This window comes from Psychrobacter proteolyticus (genome assembly GCF_039762275.1).
GTDB classification, from domain to species: Bacteria; Pseudomonadota; Gammaproteobacteria; order Pseudomonadales; family Moraxellaceae; genus Psychrobacter; species Psychrobacter proteolyticus_C.
Genome location: NZ_JBDLOB010000001.1, coordinates 120,609 through 138,821, shown reverse-complemented (window position 1 = coordinate 138,821; position 18,213 = coordinate 120,609). Strand labels below are relative to the sequence as shown.

Below are 18,213 nucleotides of genomic sequence, written 5' to 3'. Positions count from 1 at the left end.
TTGGGGTATTAATTATTTGTTGCTAATCGTTAACTATTTACTAACGTTAGTTGCCAGTATCGCACCAATTAATGAAAAACTCGTGTGCCTTCATTTTCACCCATGATGACATTCAATAATGCATTAGGCTTAGTCATATCAAACACTTGTAGCGGCACGTTATGCTCACGGCACAATGCGATAGCCGTTAAATCCATGACGCCTAGCTTTTGCTCTAGTACTTCATCAAAAGTCAGACCGTCATACTTGACTGCATCGTCATGTAGACTTGGGTCTTTGTCATAAACGCCATCGACCTTAGTCGCTTTTAAAATCAAACCAGCTTCGATCTCGATACCGCGTAAACATGCAGCGGTGTCAGTAGTAAAGAATGGGTTACCCGTACCTGCGACAAAGATACAAACTTCACCGTTTTTAAGATAACGAATGGCATTACGACTGCTATAGCTTTCGGTGACTTCACCAATCGGTAACGCTGACATCAAGCGCGTTTTGATGTTGCGACGCTCAAGCGCATCACGCATTGCCAGTCCGTTCATAACGGTCGCTAGCATGCCCATCTGATCACCAGTAACGCGGCCAACGAGACCTTCTTTTTGTAACTGTGCACCGCGATATAAGTTACCACCGCCAACTACGATACCAACTTGGACACCAAGTCCACGCAAGTGAGCGATAGACAAGCTCATTTTATCAAGCACTTCGGTATCAATACCCATGTCTTTACTACCAGCTAAGGCTTCACCGGAGAGTTTCAGCAAGATACGAGCGTAACGCGGGTTTTTGTCAGACATGAGGTCACCTTGTTATCATGAAATTATAAAGAAAATTATCGGTAAAATACAAATCGAGTGTGCCCACAACGCCACACTTACAGCTAAGCGTATTAAAAAGGCTAAATTGCGCTAATTGTAGCAAAAACTGCCCGCCATTGGGCAATTTTCACTCGCATATCTTATTGGATATCTAGCCTTGATAACTGGCGAATAGATCGTATTCACTAGCATCATCAATAGTCACGGTTAAGAACTGCCCTACTTTAACTTGCTCGTTGATATCATCAACATAGACATGACCATCAATTTCAGGTGCATCAGCATAGCTACGGCAAATAGCAATATTTTCATCGCTATCAATTTCATCGACCAATACCGTTAAAGTCTTGCCGACTTTTTCTTGTAGCTTTTGCGCTGAAATATCTTGCTGTAGCGCCATTAAACGCTCATAGCGAGACTGCTTGACGTCTTCAGGGACATGGTCAGGCAAGTCGTTGGCCACTGCGCCTTCTACTTCTGAATAAGTGAATGCGCCCACGCGATCGAGGCGTGCTTCAACTAGCCAATCAAGCAAGCACTGGAAATCTTCTTCTGTTTCGCCAGGGAAGCCAACCACAAAGGTCGAGCGAATCACAATATCAGGACAAATATCACGCCATGCTTTGATACGGGCCAAAGTGTTTTCGCTATGTGCAGGACGTTTCATCGCTTTTAGGATACGATGACTAGCATGCTGGAACGGAATGTCCAGATAAGGGAGCAGTTTCTTCTCACCCATCAACTCAACGACTTTGTCTACGTGGGGGTATGGATAGACATAATGCAGGCGTACCCAAATGCCCAAATCATTCAATGCTTGGCATAAGTCATAAAACTTAGATTTGAGCGGCATGCCATTCCAAAAGCTGGTCTTGTACTTTAGGTCAAGACCATATGCCGAGGTATCTTGCGAGATGATAAGTAATTCTTTCACGCCAGCTTTTTTGAGTGCCAGTGCTTCGTTCATCACATTATCAATCGGGCGCGATACCAAATCACCGCGCAAGCTTGGGATAATGCAGAACGTACAACGGTGATTACAGCCTTCTGATATTTTTAGATAAGCATAATGGCTTGGGGTCAGTTTGATACCCGCTTCATTAATCAAATCTATTTTTGGATCATAGTTGGCGTCCTGACTGCGATTTGGCTTAGGCACATGCTGTGCTACTGCCGTAATCACTTCGTCATAGGCATGCGCGCCCGTCACTGCTAGTACAGCTGGATGCATCTCACGGATTTTATCTGCTTCTTTACCTAAGCAACCAGTAACAATCACTTTACCGTTTTTGCTAATGGCCTCGCCGATCGCATCGAGCGACTCTTGTACCGCTGACTCAATAAAGCCGCAAGTGTTTACTACGACCAAGTCGGCACCGTCATAATCGCTGGCTACTTGATAGCCGTCACGGCTTAGCTCAGTAATAATACGCTCACTATCCACCAATGCTTTTGGACAACCTAGTGACACAAAACCAATCTTTGGCGCCGCACTAACTGGCATCGTAGCAGTCGCATTGGCAGTCGTTACATCGCTGCTTTGAGCTACACTACGGTTTTGGTTATGGTTGGCTTTGTGATGGTAAGGTTGTTTAGTGTCTGTTTGACTGGCATCTGCCTGACTCTGCGCTTGTACTATGGTAGGCGCGGCAGGATTGAAGATAGTGGCAGTGTCTTTTACGGCAGATAGAGGAGCTGTTGCTGTCGTATTCACTGACTCGGTAGAAGTTTTGGACATGGCTGACCTTGCTAGAGATAAATTGGCTGAGCGCATTGTACGTTTTTTTTGCAAAAATCACCAGTTTTGCCGCTCTATAGTCTTGATTTGTGGTTAAATATTATCTCAAGCATCTGACTTTTTTGGGCCCTACTGATGAACGCTGATTTTATAACCGCAAAAACAACCCCTGACCTCGCATTTATATCTCAGCATTTATTCACCGCTATTCTTTGGGTCAACGATGAGCTATCAATCACACGGTTGAATGCTCAAGCCGAGCAGCTACTCGCTATTAGTAGTGGCAGACTAATCAATCAATCAATCTTGACACTGCTCGCACCTGATGAGTTGAAGACTAAAGATACTGCATTTATCAATAATGATAGTGGTGATATAAATGAAAATGAGCCTTCGAGCGAGCCAGCATACTCGTTGACCGAGCGCTTTGTGCAAGCACAGAACTATCAGCAGCCTTTTATCGATCATGACCACATCATAAAAACACCGCTAAACGGTAATTTATCATTGTCAGTCGACTATAGCGTCACGCCAGTCATCTATGAACAGCAGCCTTATTTTATTATCGAGATGTGGGGCAAAGATCGTCAAAGTCGTATCTCTGAGGAGCAGCGCCAGCAACAGCAGTATACAGTGGCCCGTCATATGCTGCGCTCGGTGGCACACGAAATAAAAAACCCTCTTGCGGGTATTCGCGGGGCAGCCCAACTGTTGCAACGGCAGTTTATTAAATTCAGCGATGCATCTACTACTAACACCTCTAGCGCTGATAATGCTTTGATAACCACCAACGCTGACACGCAGCATGATTTGCAAAAAATGAATCAAAAGCTGCGCAACTATACGGACATTATTATTTCAGAAACTGATCGATTGACTCATCTTATTGGGCAGCTTCTGGGTTCCAATCAACTACCAAACTGGCAAACGCTTAATATCCACGAGCCCCTAGAGCATGTCTTAACCTTAGTGACCAATCAGTATCCACAGGTAGTGTTACAGCGTGATTATGATTTATCATTACCAGAGTTGTGTGCAGATAAGGATCAGCTGATTCAAGTGTTTTTAAACCTTATTAACAATGCTTGTGAGTCGATGACTGAGTTCGAACAAACGCTACAACAAAATAAAATCTCAGAGTCTCAAGAATCACCACAAGCTACTACGCAAACTGAGAGCAATTCTGACTATCAACCGACATTGCATATTCAAACACGGGTTGCTTTTCAGCATACGATCGTCGGGCAGCAGCACAAGCAAGTGATGCAAATTACTATTACTGATAATGGCTCAGGTATTGATCCAGCATTGATCGGTCAGATATTTTTCCCGATGGTCACTAGCCGTGCAGCCGGTACAGGTCTTGGATTATCCATCGTCCAAGATATTATCAGTCATCATCATGGTATGATTGATGTGAGCTCGACAAAAGAGCAAGAAGATAAGCAAACCCGATTTACGCTATATCTACCATTTACTCAACCCATCACTGAGACATAAAACAAATTATGAATTTGTGAATTAAAGGCTGCTAAGTTTCATAACGCCAACTCCCAATCCCCAACTTACCATCAATAATTGCTGATTAGGCCCAATACATGACTGAATATAGCGACGACCTCCAACCTAAAAGCGATGATCAATCAACACAATCACAAATAGTAACTGTGAATAATGCACCCAGCGACCACCCTGCAACATTGTGGTTAATCGATGACGATGCAGCCCTACGTATGGTGTTGGCAGACACGTTTGAAGATGCTGGATTGACCGTTATCAGTTTTACTCAAGCACAAGCAGCATGGACTCGCCTTAATGATGTTTTAAAACAGCAAGAGTCAGCTGAGCAATTGCCAGACGTTATATTGACCGATATTCGCATGCCAATGATGGATGGCTTGTCTTTTAGCGACTGGGTCCATCAGCACTTCCCTAAAATGCCAATCGTAATTATGACGGCACACTCAGACCTGACCTCTGCTATCAATAGCTATCAGACTGGTGCTTTTGAATACCTACCCAAGCCTTTTGACTTAGATGACGCGGTTGCAACGATTTATAAAGCCATCAACTATCAGCCGAATTTAGAAACAACGACTGTTTCCCTTGCAGATGAATCCAATACCAATATAACGTCTGACACGTCTACTGAAAACTTGCTAAAACCTAAAGTAGCACCTGCTAGTAAGACAACCAAAGACAATAAGAGCAAAGGTGCCGCCGTAACCAAAGATAATGGTAACCCTAGCGGCATCATTGGACAATCTCCAGCCATGCAAACGGTGTTTCGTGCCATTGGCAGGTTGGCACAATCTCCCATTTCCGTCTTAATCACTGGTGAGTCTGGAACAGGTAAAGAGTTGGTGGCCAGTGCATTGCACCAACACTCTCCGCGTAAACAGCAACCGTTTATTGCACTTAATATGGCAGCCATACCACACGACTTGATCGAGTCTGAACTATTTGGTCATGAAAAAGGTGCGTTCACTGGTGCAACGACGATGCGTCAAGGCCGTTTTGAACAGGCAGACGGCGGTACTCTATTTTTAGATGAAATCGGTGACATGCCTTTTAGCACTCAGACACGGCTGTTACGCGTACTGGCCAACGGTGAGTTTTATCGTGTTGGTGGTCAGCAGCCAATCAAGGTCGACGTGCGTATCATCGCAGCCACTCATCAAAACTTAGAAGAGCTGGTAAAACAAAGCCGATTCCGCGAAGACTTATTTTATCGCCTCAATGTCATTCGATTACCCCTACCACCATTACGTACACGTCCTGAAGACATTCCTGCATTAGCCCTCTACTTTATGCAGTCTGCCGCAGAGCAAATGAGTACTACCCCGAAGCATCTCCATCCTGCCGCATTGCAAATTATGCAGACGTTTGACTGGCGCGGTAATGTGCGTCAATTAGAAAACGTCTGCTTGTGGCTCACGGTGATGGCCACTGGTGATACGGTGATGGCGACAGACTTGCCACCAGAGCTACTTGAAAACATCTCACCTAATACGGTGCTTTATGAAGAGCATGGCTCATTGAAGGAAGATGCTCAAGAGCATTTGGCACAAAGTGGCGATGTGTTAAATGGCAGTTCATTAAACAGTCATCAAAATGAGCGAAGTAGCCCGTTGCCTAAAAACCAAAGTTGGCAGCAAGCATTGGCTGATTGGGCTGAGGAGTCGTTAAGCACGGGTGAAACTGATATTTTGCAAACAGCAACCCCTGAGTTTGAGCGTGTTTTATTAACAGCAGCACTCAATCATAGCGGCGGTAAAAAGATAGAAGCCGCGAGCTTACTTGGTTGGGGACGCAATACTCTGACACGCAAATTGCAGCAATTGGATATCTCTGCCCCGAGAGTACCAACTAAAGAATAAATAAACGCATAAAACACGATATTAAATTAATATAAATATCAATTACTTAAAATTAATATCGAAAATAAATGATAAATAATTAAAAATAATTGCAAATAGGGGTTGCCAAACAATTAAAACTCTATATAATAGCCAACCACTGAGACGCACTACCGAATCAGTTAACTATCTAAATAGCGTTTGAGTTTAATCGCTTTTGATGATAGAGTAACGAAAATGGGGCTGTGGCGGAATTGGTAGACGCACCAGATTTAGGTTCTGGCGCCGCAAGGTGTGAGAGTTCGAGTCTCTCCAGCCCCACCATTTTCGGATAGTAAATCTTAGACCAAATATCAAAACCTGCTTTTAGCAGGTTTTTTTGTGTCTGGAATTTGATATTAAAACTATAAAACATCTCATCAAGAGCATTAATCTTCTTTTCTACACTTTATAAGTCTTTTAGCACTTCATTCATACTCTGATAGCGCCCACTTACCCACTGCATAAATGCTTTCATTCACCTACCATAGACAGAACTAATTAATAGAAAGGTTTCCCTCACTATCATTGAATACTGCACTACGTTGATTTTTACGAAGAGCTTCACGTTGAATGATATTTTTGGCATCGACTTTTTCTAAAGGTAATCTTGTTTCGCGAGAAAGATCGCCATCGGCTATTAAAGATAAATAACGAGAACAACAAACTCTTAAAAAAGAGGTAAAATTGCCAATATCATGGTCAGCATCGAGAGATTCAAGGTATAGCTTGGTAATCAGCTGATTAACCGTCATTTGATCGCGAAATGATAACTCTTCTAATATATCCCAAAAAAACACTTCTAAACGAATTGAAGTGACAACGCCCTGAATTCGAAGCGATTTGGTTTTAGAGCTCCACAAGCTATCGTCAGCACTAATAAAAAGTTGGCACATATATATATCCTCTCTCGATACTGGGGTCTATTGAACGTTCAACAAACCCGAATTAATGCTTATAGCAAGGCAACAAACTGCTTTAGCATCGCTGGGTGGGCAGGCCATGCAGGTGCCGTTACCAGTTGGCCATCTGTAATAGCGCCATCCATAGGTAACTCGACATACTCAGCGCCAGCCATTTCTATTTCTGGCTGACATGCAGGATAAGCAGATACTTTTTTACCCTTCAATACGCCAGCAGCTGTCAGCATTTGTGGCCCATGACAAACTGAGGCAATCGGTTTATCAGTATTTGCGAAATGCTGAATCATCGCAATGACCTTAGCATTCAAGCGCAAGTATTCTGGTGCACGTCCACCTGGCAAATACAAAGCATCGTAATCTTCTACATTGATATCAGCAAAAGACGCATTAAGGACAAAATTATGACCGCGTTTTTCGGTATAAGTTTGATCACCTTCAAAGTCGTGTATTGAGGTAGCAATGCTATCACCTGCAACCTTATCTGGGCATACCGCATCAACCTCGTGCCCCATTGCTAGTAGTGCTTGGAACGGAACCATGTTTTCATAGTCTTCAACAAAATCACCGGTAATGATAAGTACTTTAGCCATGATCTTCTCACTGTATTGTAATGAAATATGGGAACCCAAATTAGTTTATAGCGACTTCGCTTAAAATGAGCCTGAATATCCATTCAAACATAAAAAACAACGACTGGGTAACATGTGAATACTACAAACAATCACTTTTTGAAAATTAAATCATAAACTTAGCGACTGTCTAATGATGTTAAATCTATCAAAACATCATCCATACTCCGATACCGTCTCTCTACCTGCTTCGCCAATGCCTTATCGACCATACATTGATAACGACTATATTCTGATGACAGCTTTAGAATAGGTTGTTGGCAATGCTGAATCGCCCACGCTTTTGATTTATCATGGCTGTCGGCATTTACCTGAAACGGGCGTTTCCCTGTTAGTATCTCAACCATCATTACGCCAAACGCGTAGATATCACTTTGTATAGTTGCCTTCTGTCCTTGCCAGCGCTCAGGTGCGAGATATGCTGGTGTGCCAGCAGGATTTGGTTGGCTATTAGCCATCGTCATATGTTGTGATAAAGCAAAATCAGTGAGTAATAATCTAGGAGGCAGACTATTGCTCATAGTATCTGCCGACCACTCATCGTCAGAACCTTTAATCAAAATATTGCTGGGCTTGATATCATTATGTAGCCAGCCAGCCTGATGCAAATTGGCTATCAAGTATGCAGACTTCATGATGAAATGATGCTTTTGTTGCATCGTCAATGAGTGCTGATTTCGATCACTCAACTGTCCTGCCAAGCTACCATTAGAGTAATAAGGCATAACTACTATCACGAGCTGTTGAGACGACTCTAGTATTTGAACGTCCACGCAATGATGAGCCAATAGCGGCGGTGCGATAGCATTATCTTTGATTTTCGATGAAGCATTTACAGCAGCTAAAATATCCGCTTCATGAGTTAAATCGGCAGCAATAGGATAAGCACCATCACTCAACTGCCATTTAATCATCACGCTACCAAATTGCGGATGCTGGGCACGTGTTAGCCCTTGGAAGTAAGTCTTGTCGATACCTTGTGTTTTAACAACTTGCACATGCTCATCTTGCGTTTGTTCTGTGCTTTGCTGAGCAATACGTTGATGCACTATTTTCCTAAAATCTTGTGCGTCTAGTTCTTTGGTAATAATGGGCAATAGCTGTATCGCCTGCGCTTGCCAAGCTTGCGTAATAGACGGATTACTGGCACTATTTTCCATGGTATTGTTTCTCATAATATAGTGAGATTACTGCCTTCCCATTCGTATAATTTCCAAAGATAATAATAGCGCGAATAATGATTACAAGTACTACGCTTAGTAGGCACTAAGATTGTAGGTACTGAAATTTCAGCAGCGTTAATTGTATTTTTGGGTATGGTATTAAAGACAACCTTAACTGCTAGAGCCACTATGTCACAACCAACTATCCCAACCACGCCATCTGATCAACCTACTTATGCCCTGCCCGCACCGCTGCTAGACTTACTCAGTCAGTACTTACAAGAGCGAGTCACACCAACTATTGAAATCGACCCGAGCCAGCTTGCTTATCGCTGGGTTGGTGGACGCACTGGTCACCTGCAGCCTTTGTCGGTCAACCTGTTTTTGAGCTTAGATGACTTGCATGGTATCGATACGCAAAAATCGAAACTGGTACAGAATACCCGCCAGTTTATTAAAGGTTACCCTGCCAACCATGTATTGATGTCAGGCACACGCGGTGCCGGTAAGTCATCATTGATTCGCGCCTTGCTACAAGCCCATCATAGTGAAGGCTTGCGTATTATTGAAGTGGCCCGCGATGATCTGCAAGTATTGGATAAGATCCGTGCTGCTATTAATGCCCTACCAGCAGATTGTCATTGCCGCTATATCGTATACTGTGATGACCTCGCTTTTAATGGTCAAGACGAAAGCTATCGTGCGCTAAAGAGCGTACTCGATGGCTCGCTAGACTCTGAGCAAGACAAACTACTGGTCTACGCCACCAGTAATCGTCGTCGCTTGCTACCGCAGATGATGAAAGACAATGTCGATATTTATAATGGGCAGACGGATGAAGTCAATCCCTATGAGGCCATTGATGAAACCGTGTCATTATCAGATCGGTTCGGTTTGTCCCTCACCTTCCATCCTATGGATCAGCAGACTTATCTGCATATTGTTCAGCACTATCTAAATTTAGAGCAGCAAAAAATCTCAGCTGATATGGATAGTGATGCTAAGGACATTTTGGAAAGTCAGTCTATGCCTGATAAGATCAGAAAGGATGCGCTACGTTGGGCCTCAGAACGTGGTGGTCGCTCAGGACGAGTCGCTTACCAGTTCAGCCGCTTTTGGAGTGGTAAAACACAATTGGCTATCGAAGACAGTAAGCACTAGGTCATATTTAACGCTAAATCATATCTAAGCTTAGCCATGTCTAATCACTGCGTGCAGATCCTATATACTGCACGCGGTTGTCCACTCGATCGTCTGCCAAATCGGTAGCCCCATCAACTGTATATTGAGCAAAATCTTCTGCCAGCCATAGATTGCCTTGATAGACACTTTGCGCATCTAAGCGAATATATGCCATATTTGGCGTTTCGCTATCTGGATTATCAAAGTTCTGATAGCGAGCGCTAAAGTGGGTCAAAATGATGTTTTTCAGTTTCATCTTTTGCGCGAATATGCCCACCACATTCGCGCTGCTATGCATTGGGTCATAGTCAGGGTTTCTGGCTTGAATAGCCATCATGACCTCATGCGTATAAGTGGCTTCATGCACCAATAAATCCGCATCGACAACGGCTTCGCTTAACAAATTTGGCGTATCATTGTCTCCTGCCACCACTATTCGCGTCCGCTGTATCTCATTGTCAACATAATCTACTGAGTGCAATTGTCTATTATCCTCAGTCGTGACATCTTCGCCTTGCTGTAACTTGCCCCATAGTGCACTTGCTGGAATACCATCTGCCACAAGCTTATCTGTATTAAGGATGCGGCGGCTAATAGTCTGAGTAATACCAAAGGCATGAGAAGCAACCCGATGTGAGAGCAGCGTGATATCAATATCAAGCTGATGTTGGTCGCTTAAGCTAATGTTAACCTTGTTCGTATCACCTTGCTCAGCTAACACCTCTTCAATCGCTATAAAATCGAGAGCAAAAGGTAGATACAGCTCTGTAGTGGCGGTAATGGCATCAAGCAAAGTAGCAATCGCTTTTGGGGCAATCAAAGTTAATGGCTCACGACGTCCTGACATAGCAGCGCTTGCTAATAGCCCTGGCAGACCGTAGCAATGGTCACCATGCACATGGGTGATGCAAATAGCAGCTAATTGATGTAATGAAAGCTTAGTATGTAGCAATTGCTGCTGCGTGCCTTCACCGCAATCAATCAGCACCCATGGGCGCGATTTCTTACTCTGATTATTCTGTTGACGACTTCCTTGCTGTACGCCAGAGGTATGTGGATTCAGACACTCTATTGCCAGTGCAGTCACATTACGCTGTTTGGTCGGTACACCCGCGGACGTACCCAAAAAGGTTAGCTTTAGCATAATGATGCCTTTTATTTATCAGGAGTACTGGCTCAGAAGTACGAGAGCGTCTCTTCACTCTAAAACGATTACAGAAGTAGAATAAACGAAGAGTATGCCCTAGCTACGACAGTTGGCATATCATGGTCTTTTGACCTTCAATCATTTGCCCACCATTGGCAGTGCACTCATTTACCATATTCGATTCGTAAGATTTCCAGCCACCATAAAAGCTTGCCACACATAGAATGACCACCAGAATTTTCTGTGACCACGATTTGATAGAGACTTGTTGGCTATTAATCTGTTGTCTATTATTTTCTTGCATACTGGTATCTTGCTTATTGAGTGATGTTTGAGTTGCTGCCTGATTGTCATTTTTGTCTAGGCTATCTTGCTTTAAATTGTCTTTATTCGAGGTCTTTAGGTCTGTCATAACATTATCCTAAAAAAGGCTTTGTTTATTCATAAACAAAGCCTTTGGTCTACATGGCTACTTAAGCGTTGAGAGAGGATTATACCAGTATCCTCTAAAAATTCAGACGGCCACCCTTTTTTTCTGCTCGTTTAAAGGCATCTCGTTCTTCGCAGCGTTTGAGCCAGTTCAAAAGATTGGTATATTTACTCTGATCTAAACCTGCACCAGCATTGGCACCCAAGACTGCAAGATGCATTTGAATATCAGCGGCGCTAAATTCACTACCTGCAAACCAATGGTTTTCATGTAGATGACGCTCCATCATATCTAGCATCTTCTCCAAACCGCTACTGATCATGTTTTTTTCAATCTGACCTTGGATTTTTTTGCTGATAGGTTTGATTAGCATTGGCGACTGAGACACTACTTTTGTGAATACCAAACGCATGACCAACAGTGGCATCAATGAAGCCTCTGCAAAGTGTAGCCAAAACGTGTAGGCTTCCCACGCTGCTTCGTTATTATCTTCAGGTTTGAACTGCTTTTCTTTATCATAGTGCTTAATCAGATACTCAATGATAAACCCTGACTCAATCAGCACACGATCGTCCGCTTCTAGTATCGGCGCATTACCAATCGGATGCACTTGCTTTAGGCTGTCAGGAGCACGGTATGCCTTATTGCGCTCATAGCAAGTCAGTTTATAATCGGCGCCGAGCTCTTCCAACAGCCAAATAATACGAAACGAGCGCGAGTTTGCTAAATGATGAAGATGTAACATAAACCGTCCTAGTTATATATTGTAGTAAATCAGCCATAATATCTCAGATATAGCGCCATACGTTCACTCAATCGCGACACTACTGCTCTCGATAATAGCGTAATTTCTACTTGTTTAATACTGCGAGTTGGCAGACATACTGGAAAACAATGTCTACCAAGTCAGTTCAATTTACATCTCAACCTACGCCTAAGACACTGTACTCTTCAACATCAATCTAAATGTAATGCTTCAATCTTGCGCGTCATTTTATCTATCTTTTGCTGATACTTTTTGATCTGACGGAATCGATGCGCGATTAGCACGCCTTTGATACGGCGATTTTTAAGACGACGACGTGGTGGGAAACTGCCCACTTGTGGCTCATTGTAGCCGTGTAAGCGGTCTTCACGTTTACGTGCCATATAGCCCAGTGCGCTATCAGCAATCATAATCAGCAGTGCGATGAAAATCATGCTGTACATCAGCATGGAGCCACCATCATGTAAGTTACGATCTAAAATTGCGATTGAGAAGATAAACAAGAATATCGGCTCAAGGTAGCACAAAGTCCCGAACAATGAGACAGGCAGCTTCTGACTGGCCACCATTGTTAGTGACATTGCAGCGGTACTGATAATGCCTAATAACGGCAACAGATACCAAAGCTTGTGGTTGGTGATTGCTACTTCAAAACCACCATTCATATACAGCGCGACCAATACCACTGGCAATAACAATACAAGGTCTGAAATCAAACCAGTAATAGGTGGTACTGCCAACTTGCGACGTAGTAGATAGTAAGGAGGATAACCCAAGCAAACAAACAAAGTCGCCCAAGAAATAGCGCCATACTCAAAAATATCGTAAGCGATACCAAGACCTGCACACACAATGGCAGCCCACTGAAGTAAGCTCATGTCTTCGTTGTAAAAGAACCTGCCGACAACAATCATAATCATCGGATATAGAAAGTAACCCAACGTTACCTCAAGCCCCAAACCATTGACTGGCGCCCACATAAATATCCAGATTTGCGCGCCCAAAATCGGTGTGGGTAATATAAATAAAAACCACTCTCTTGCGTTCTTTAGTGTTTTTAGATAATCAAAAATGTGCTGCCATTGCTTTAGTACGCTGACCAGCAGTACTAGACTAAAAAACATTGTCAGCACGCGCCACGAAGCGACCTGCGTACCTGATAATGGTTGCAGCAGTAGACCAAATAAGAACAGCAATGAGTATAAAAAATTTGCAGCGACAGCAGTGATTGTACCCTGCGAGGTTTGGTTAGTAGTCAGCATCACAACAGCCTTTAAAGATTGGGGCACATCCATGGCAATTTTTAAAAAAAACAAAAGCCTCAGACGAGAACGTCTGAGGCTTTTGCATATAAGGTCGTCGCGCAATCTAAGTTGAACGCTTTTGATGTATTAGGCTTACATCATGGTCGGCATTATGTCAAAGTCAGAATGAATAAGCAATGCCACTGTTCATCTAGTGTCTAAACTTTTAAATTGAGTAAATTTAATACAGGTAAGTGCTTATTTTGCATCAAGTTGTTGGATTTTTTGCTGTATCTTATCCATCTTTTTTTGATAACGACGAATCTTACGAAAACGATGGGCTTTTAGCACGCCATCGATACGCTGATTGATAAAATGACGACGCGGTGGGAAGCCACCAATTTGAAGCTCTCTATAGCCGTGCAAGCGGTCATTACGCTGACGAACGAGATAGCCTTTTACGCTATCAGCCATCATGACCAGTAGCGCAAGCGTAATCATGCCGTACATAAAGAGTGAACCACCTTCTTCAAGGCTTTGACTCAGAATAGTAATAGACAACACAAATAACAGCATTGGCTCAATATAACTTAACGCCCCAAACAGTGAAACAGGCAACTTGCTACTGGCAATCATCGTCAGCGACATCGCAAGCGCACTAAAAGCACCAAGCAGCGGTAACAGATACCAGAACTTCATGTCTTGCACCGCAACATCAAAACCGCCCGTCATATATAGCACGACGAGCACGACTGGTGTCAACAGCGTCAAATCAAACAGTAACCCTGTAATGGGCGGTACAGAAAGGGTGCGCCGTAGCAGATAATACGGTGGATAACCCAAGCATACAAACAGTGTCACCCAAGAGACTGAGCCATACTGAACAATATCGTAGCCGATGCCGAGCGCTGCAAATATCGCGGCAGCCCACTGCAAGATGCTCATATACTCATGGTAAAAGAATCGACCAAGCACAATCATCACTAGCGGCAGTAAAAAATAGCCCAACGTCACATCGAGACCAAACCCATTGACCGGCGCCCACATAAACAACCAAATCTGCCCACCTAGGATTGGCGCAGGCAATATAAATATTAACCATTCTTTGACTGTCTTTAGCGTCTTTATATAATCAAAAACACGTTGCCACTGCTTAGTCAAACTGACCAATATCACCAAACTGAGTAACATCATGAGCACACGCCATGATGCTACCTGCGTCCCTGTTAAGGGCAACATAAACAGTCCAAACAAAAACATCATCGAGAATAAAAAGCTCGATGATACCGAAGCAACCGTTCCCTGAAAAGTTTGATTGGTCGTAAGCATAACAACAGCCTTAAAAAATAGAACCTTATTTACAGTATTGAAAAAATGAGAATGAAAAAACAAAAGCCTCCGACGATAACGTCAGAGGCTTTTTTCTAGAAAGATGCTAAGAGACTAGACTCAAAAGCTAATTACCAAGACTATTACTCGTCATTGTCTTATGCATAGTTAGTCTATTATAGATTGTCACTTGGTTTATGGTCGTTTGCAATATCAATCACATCATCGACGTCAGTAGTTGCAGCATTGTCAGTTGTCGCATCAATATCTATCTGCTCCTGACCTTCTACTTCAAACGTACCGTCTTCTCTCATGGCATCGATAAGCTCGTCATCGCTCTCTTCGTGCTCAACACGTGCCATGGCAACCAGTTTTTCATCTTTTGACAGACGAATCAATGTTACGCCTTGCGTATTACGACCAGAGCTAGCAACATGCTCAACTGGAGTACGAACCAACGTCCCTTTATCAGAGATTAAAATGATATCATCGGTAGAGTCAACCTTGGTCGCTCGTACTAGTGCGCCGTTACGCTCACTGGTCTTGATAGCGATCACACCGCCACCGCCACGATTTTGCGTATTGAACTCATCGATAAAGGTACGTTTACCAAAGCCGTTTTCACAAGCAATCAAGATTTCACGTACATCATCTTCGATAACGACTAATGACTTGATAAATTCATCAGTAGCCAGACGCATACCGCGGACGCCTTTTGCCGTACGACCCATCGCACGCGCATCATTCTCATCAAAACGAATCGCTTTACCACTTGAAGCGAACAACATCACTTCTTGGCTACCATTAGTAATACGAGCGCTGACCAATTTATCACCGTCTTCTAATCCAACTGCAATCAAACCGTTCGATCTGATATTGGCAAACTGCTTCAACTCTACCCGCTTCACTGTACCGTTGGCCGTAGCAAAGAATACAAAAGGTGGCTCTGCTTGGTTGCTATCTTCTAGCTCATTATTGTCTACTAAGTCGTCTGCTAGTGATGCGTCGCCTTTCGCAGGTAGCTCTTCTACGATTTTTGGAATTGGCAATATCGTCGTAACGGTTTCGTCGCTATTTAGGCCAATTAGATTGACCAATGGACGACCACGAGCACCGCGACTGGCAATCGGCACTTCAAAACCACGTAAACTAAAGACACGTCCACTATCAGTGAAACACAGTACCGTAGAATGCGTTGATGTCACGACTAAATGATCGATTACATCATCTTCTTTCATTGCTGTGGCAGACTTACCTTTACCGCCGCGTTTTTGTGCGACATAGTCATCAATCGGCTGAGTTTTGGCGTAGCCAGTACGCGATACCGTCATGACGACCGTTTGCTCAGGGATAAGGTCTTCGCGACTAAAGTCCATGCGTGAATCGATGATATCGGTACGGCGCTCATCACCAAAGTTATCACGAATCTCGATCATCTCATTAGAGATAATAGCCATCAGCTTATCAAAATCGCCAAGGATAGACTCTAAATGCGCGATTTCACGCAATAGGTCTTGGTATTCTTCGGTCAATTTATCTTGCTCAAGACCTGTTAAACGATGCAATTGCATATCTAAAATCGCATTGACCTGCTCAAGTGACAAGCGATAACGCTCTTCGCCTTCGATCAGACCAAACGGCGCTTTAGGATCTTCGCCATCGATAAACTCAGGACGTACTGATTGACTACCAGCAGCCGTAAGCATCGCAACGACGCTACCTGAACCCCATGTATTATTTAATAGACTTTCACGAGCCAATCCACGGTTTGCTGACGCTTTAATCGTCGCAATAATCTCATCGATATTGGCTAGTGCGACCGTTAGACCTTCTAGCAAATGACCACGAACGCGGGCTTTGTTCAATTCATAAATCGTACGGCGGGTCACCACTTCTTGACGATGACGGACAAATGCAGCGATAAGCTGACGCAAGGTCAATAGTTTAGGCTGACCATTGTCTAATGCCACCATATTGATACTAAAGCTAGACTCTAGCGGCGTTTGTAGAAATAGGTTATTAACGATAACTTCAGCAGTCTCACCGCGGCGCAAGTCAATAGCGATACGCATACCGTCTTTATCAGACTCATCACGAATTTCGCTAATGCCTTCGATTTTTTTATCACGAACCAGCTCTGCAATACGCTCGATCAGTTTGGCTTTATTAGCCTGATAAGGTACTTCGGTAAATACGATGCGCTCACGATCACGGTTGACGCCAGAACTGCTCATCGGCTCGATATGATAGCGACCACGGATATGCAAACGGCCTTTACCCGTACGATAAGCATCTAAAATGCCCGCGCGACCATAGATAATACCGCCCGTAGGAAAATCAGGACCTGAGATATGCGACATCAGCTCTTCAGCTGAAACTTGTGGGTTTTCAGCATAGGCTAGACAAGCATTGATCACTTCGGTCAGGTTATGGGGTGCCATATTGGTCGCCATACCAACGGCAATACCCGTCGCACCATTGACCAATAGGTTAGGAATACGTGCTGGCATCACGCTTGGCATGCGCTCAGAGCCGTCGTAGTTGTCTTCCCAATCGACCGTGTCCTTGTCCAAATCAGCGAGCATCTGGTGGGTCAGTTTGGTCATACGTACTTCGGTATAACGCATCGCTGCCGGAGGATCATCATCGATCGAGCCAAAGTTACCTTGACCATCAACCATTGGGTAGCGCAAGCTGAAATCCTGCGCCATACGGACGATGGCATCATAGACAGCACTATCGCCATGTGGATGGTACTTACCGATAACATCACCGACCACACGTGCTGATTTTTTGTACGGTTTATTATAATCGTTTGATAGCACGTGCATGGCATACATCACGCGGCGGTGTACAGGTTTGAACCCATCACGCACATCAGGCAGCGCACGCGAGACGATCACGCTCATCGCATAATCCAAATACGACTGCTTTAGTTCATCTACGATGCCAATAGGACTGACCGATTCGCTCATATACACTCCTTCACTCACATTTTTTTCTAACGTTGACACATCGCTTATGGCACCCATAGATCATATAAAAATACTGCCACATAAATGGGCAGTCATGACCAAAATAGACACCATAAAAAAACACTGCTACACGTGCAAAACAATAGGAAAATAGCGATAGTTTTAATGTTTAATAAAAGAAGCTATTTTAGCACAAATTTGCTGATTTAGGGGGTTCTGAGTACCATTAAAATCAAGCTAGGCGGTTCATTCGCAGTGATATTTTGAATTATCCATACACGCTAAAATAATTCTAATGGCAGGTTTTTTTTGATTGGCTGATTTTGCCATTTTTACAGACAAACTTACCATCTGCTGAGCAATGAGATACCCCGCCCATTTTACCTGAACAGGGCGTATTTCGAGCTTGTGCTTGGCTCATAGATGTAAAGGCAAATACTAGAGCTAGTAGTGCTGTGCTGATTGATTTTATTG

At 43.6% G+C, this 18,213-nt stretch carries 14 protein-coding genes and 1 tRNA gene; 4 read left to right on the top strand and 11 right to left on the bottom strand.

Features of this window, described 5'->3' with window-relative positions:
• Positions 1-68 precede the first annotated feature (68 nt).
• Both pyrH and rimO read right to left on the bottom strand, forming a co-directional pair.
• Positions 69-794, bottom strand: coding sequence for a UMP kinase (gene pyrH, locus ABFV72_RS00580; RefSeq protein WP_057759121.1), 726 nt, complete (start codon positions 792-794; stop codon positions 69-71).
• A 172-nt stretch (positions 795-966) separates the two neighbouring features.
• Positions 967-2,553, bottom strand: a complete 1,587-nt coding sequence (gene rimO, locus ABFV72_RS00575; protein WP_347161807.1) for a 30S ribosomal protein S12 methylthiotransferase RimO — start codon at positions 2,551-2,553, stop codon at positions 967-969.
• A gap of 135 nt (positions 2,554-2,688) precedes the next feature.
• On the opposite strand from rimO, the gene ABFV72_RS00570 reads away from it, so the two are divergent.
• The 3 genes from ABFV72_RS00570 to ABFV72_RS00560 all read left to right on the top strand — a co-directional run bounded on the left by ABFV72_RS00570 (position 2,689) and on the right by ABFV72_RS00560 (position 6,236).
• Entirely contained in the window at positions 2,689-4,053 is a 1,365-nt protein-coding gene (locus ABFV72_RS00570) for a two-component system sensor histidine kinase NtrB (protein WP_347161805.1), read from the top strand.
• A 98-nt stretch (positions 4,054-4,151) separates the two neighbouring features.
• Positions 4,152-5,933 carry a sigma 54-interacting transcriptional regulator gene (locus ABFV72_RS00565; RefSeq protein WP_347161803.1) on the top strand — a complete coding sequence of 594 codons (1,782 nt, stop codon included), beginning with the start codon at positions 4,152-4,154 and terminating at the stop codon, positions 5,931-5,933.
• Positions 5,934-6,151: 218 nt separating this feature from the next.
• A tRNA-Leu gene (locus tag ABFV72_RS00560) sits at positions 6,152-6,236 on the top strand.
• 212 nt (positions 6,237-6,448) lie between these two features.
• Here ABFV72_RS00560 and ABFV72_RS00555 read toward each other — a convergent pair.
• The 3 genes from ABFV72_RS00555 to ABFV72_RS00545 all read right to left on the bottom strand — a co-directional run bounded on the left by ABFV72_RS00555 (position 6,449) and on the right by ABFV72_RS00545 (position 8,663).
• Positions 6,449-6,847, bottom strand: coding sequence for a ribbon-helix-helix domain-containing protein (locus ABFV72_RS00555; protein WP_347161802.1), 399 nt, complete (start codon positions 6,845-6,847; stop codon positions 6,449-6,451).
• Positions 6,848-6,906: 59 nt separating this feature from the next.
• Positions 6,907-7,467 carry a DJ-1/PfpI family protein gene (locus tag ABFV72_RS00550; protein WP_323969952.1) on the bottom strand — a complete coding sequence of 187 codons (561 nt, stop codon included), beginning with the start codon at positions 7,465-7,467 and terminating at the stop codon, positions 6,907-6,909.
• Between the two features lie 155 nt (positions 7,468-7,622).
• Entirely contained in the window at positions 7,623-8,663 is a 1,041-nt protein-coding gene (locus ABFV72_RS00545; RefSeq protein ID WP_347161800.1) for a serine/threonine protein kinase, read from the bottom strand.
• Between the two features lie 192 nt (positions 8,664-8,855).
• Between ABFV72_RS00545 and ABFV72_RS00540 the strand changes: the two genes are divergently transcribed.
• Positions 8,856-9,827, top strand: coding sequence for an ATP-binding protein (locus ABFV72_RS00540; RefSeq protein ID WP_347161799.1), 972 nt, complete (start codon positions 8,856-8,858; stop codon positions 9,825-9,827).
• A 40-nt stretch (positions 9,828-9,867) separates the two neighbouring features.
• Here the strand turns inward: ABFV72_RS00540 and ABFV72_RS00535 are convergent, their stop codons facing one another.
• The 6 genes from ABFV72_RS00535 to gyrA form a co-directional block, all read right to left on the bottom strand.
• The gene (locus ABFV72_RS00535) at positions 9,868-10,992 is read right to left on the bottom strand and encodes a ribonuclease Z (RefSeq protein ID WP_347161797.1); all 1,125 of its coding nucleotides are present in this window, start codon (positions 10,990-10,992) and stop codon (positions 9,868-9,870) included.
• Between the two features lie 103 nt (positions 10,993-11,095).
• On the bottom strand, positions 11,096-11,407 hold the full coding sequence (locus ABFV72_RS00530) for a hypothetical protein (RefSeq protein ID WP_347161795.1): 312 nt from the start codon (positions 11,405-11,407) through the stop codon (positions 11,096-11,098).
• A gap of 94 nt (positions 11,408-11,501) precedes the next feature.
• Positions 11,502-12,170, bottom strand: a complete 669-nt coding sequence (locus tag ABFV72_RS00525) for a glutathione S-transferase (protein WP_201605409.1) — start codon at positions 12,168-12,170, stop codon at positions 11,502-11,504.
• 212 nt (positions 12,171-12,382) lie between these two features.
• Positions 12,383-13,453, bottom strand: a complete 1,071-nt coding sequence (gene rarD / locus ABFV72_RS00520; protein ID WP_347161793.1) for an EamA family transporter RarD — start codon at positions 13,451-13,453, stop codon at positions 12,383-12,385.
• A gap of 240 nt (positions 13,454-13,693) precedes the next feature.
• The gene (gene rarD / locus ABFV72_RS00515) at positions 13,694-14,764 is read right to left on the bottom strand and encodes an EamA family transporter RarD (RefSeq protein WP_347161791.1); all 1,071 of its coding nucleotides are present in this window, start codon (positions 14,762-14,764) and stop codon (positions 13,694-13,696) included.
• Positions 14,765-14,940: 176 nt separating this feature from the next.
• Entirely contained in the window at positions 14,941-17,739 is a 2,799-nt protein-coding gene (gene gyrA / locus ABFV72_RS00510; RefSeq protein ID WP_347161789.1) for a DNA gyrase subunit A, read from the bottom strand.
• Between the last annotated feature and the right edge of the window lie 474 nt (positions 17,740-18,213).

Coding starts and splice junctions, on each gene's coding strand:
- pyrH (WP_057759121.1), bottom strand. CDS start 794: ATGTCTGACAAAAACCCGCGTTACGCTCGTATCTTGCTGAAACTCTCC.
- ABFV72_RS00555 (WP_347161802.1), bottom strand. CDS start 6,847: ATGTGCCAACTTTTTATTAGTGCTGACGATAGCTTGTGGAGCTCTAAA.
- ABFV72_RS00565 (WP_347161803.1), top strand. CDS start 4,152: ATGACTGAATATAGCGACGACCTCCAACCTAAAAGCGATGATCAATCA.
- ABFV72_RS00535 (WP_347161797.1), bottom strand. CDS start 10,992: ATGCTAAAGCTAACCTTTTTGGGTACGTCCGCGGGTGTACCGACCAAA.
- ABFV72_RS00525 (WP_201605409.1), bottom strand. CDS start 12,170: ATGTTACATCTTCATCATTTAGCAAACTCGCGCTCGTTTCGTATTATT.
- gyrA (WP_347161789.1), bottom strand. CDS start 17,739: ATGAGCGAATCGGTCAGTCCTATTGGCATCGTAGATGAACTAAAGCAG.
- rarD (WP_347161791.1), bottom strand. CDS start 14,764: ATGCTTACGACCAATCAAACTTTTCAGGGAACGGTTGCTTCGGTATCA.
- ABFV72_RS00545 (WP_347161800.1), bottom strand. CDS start 8,663: ATGGAAAATAGTGCCAGTAATCCGTCTATTACGCAAGCTTGGCAAGCG.
- rarD (WP_347161793.1), bottom strand. CDS start 13,453: ATGCTGACTACTAACCAAACCTCGCAGGGTACAATCACTGCTGTCGCT.
- ABFV72_RS00540 (WP_347161799.1), top strand. CDS start 8,856: ATGTCACAACCAACTATCCCAACCACGCCATCTGATCAACCTACTTAT.
- rimO (WP_347161807.1), bottom strand. CDS start 2,553: ATGTCCAAAACTTCTACCGAGTCAGTGAATACGACAGCAACAGCTCCT.
- ABFV72_RS00530 (WP_347161795.1), bottom strand. CDS start 11,407: ATGACAGACCTAAAGACCTCGAATAAAGACAATTTAAAGCAAGATAGC.
- ABFV72_RS00570 (WP_347161805.1), top strand. CDS start 2,689: ATGAACGCTGATTTTATAACCGCAAAAACAACCCCTGACCTCGCATTT.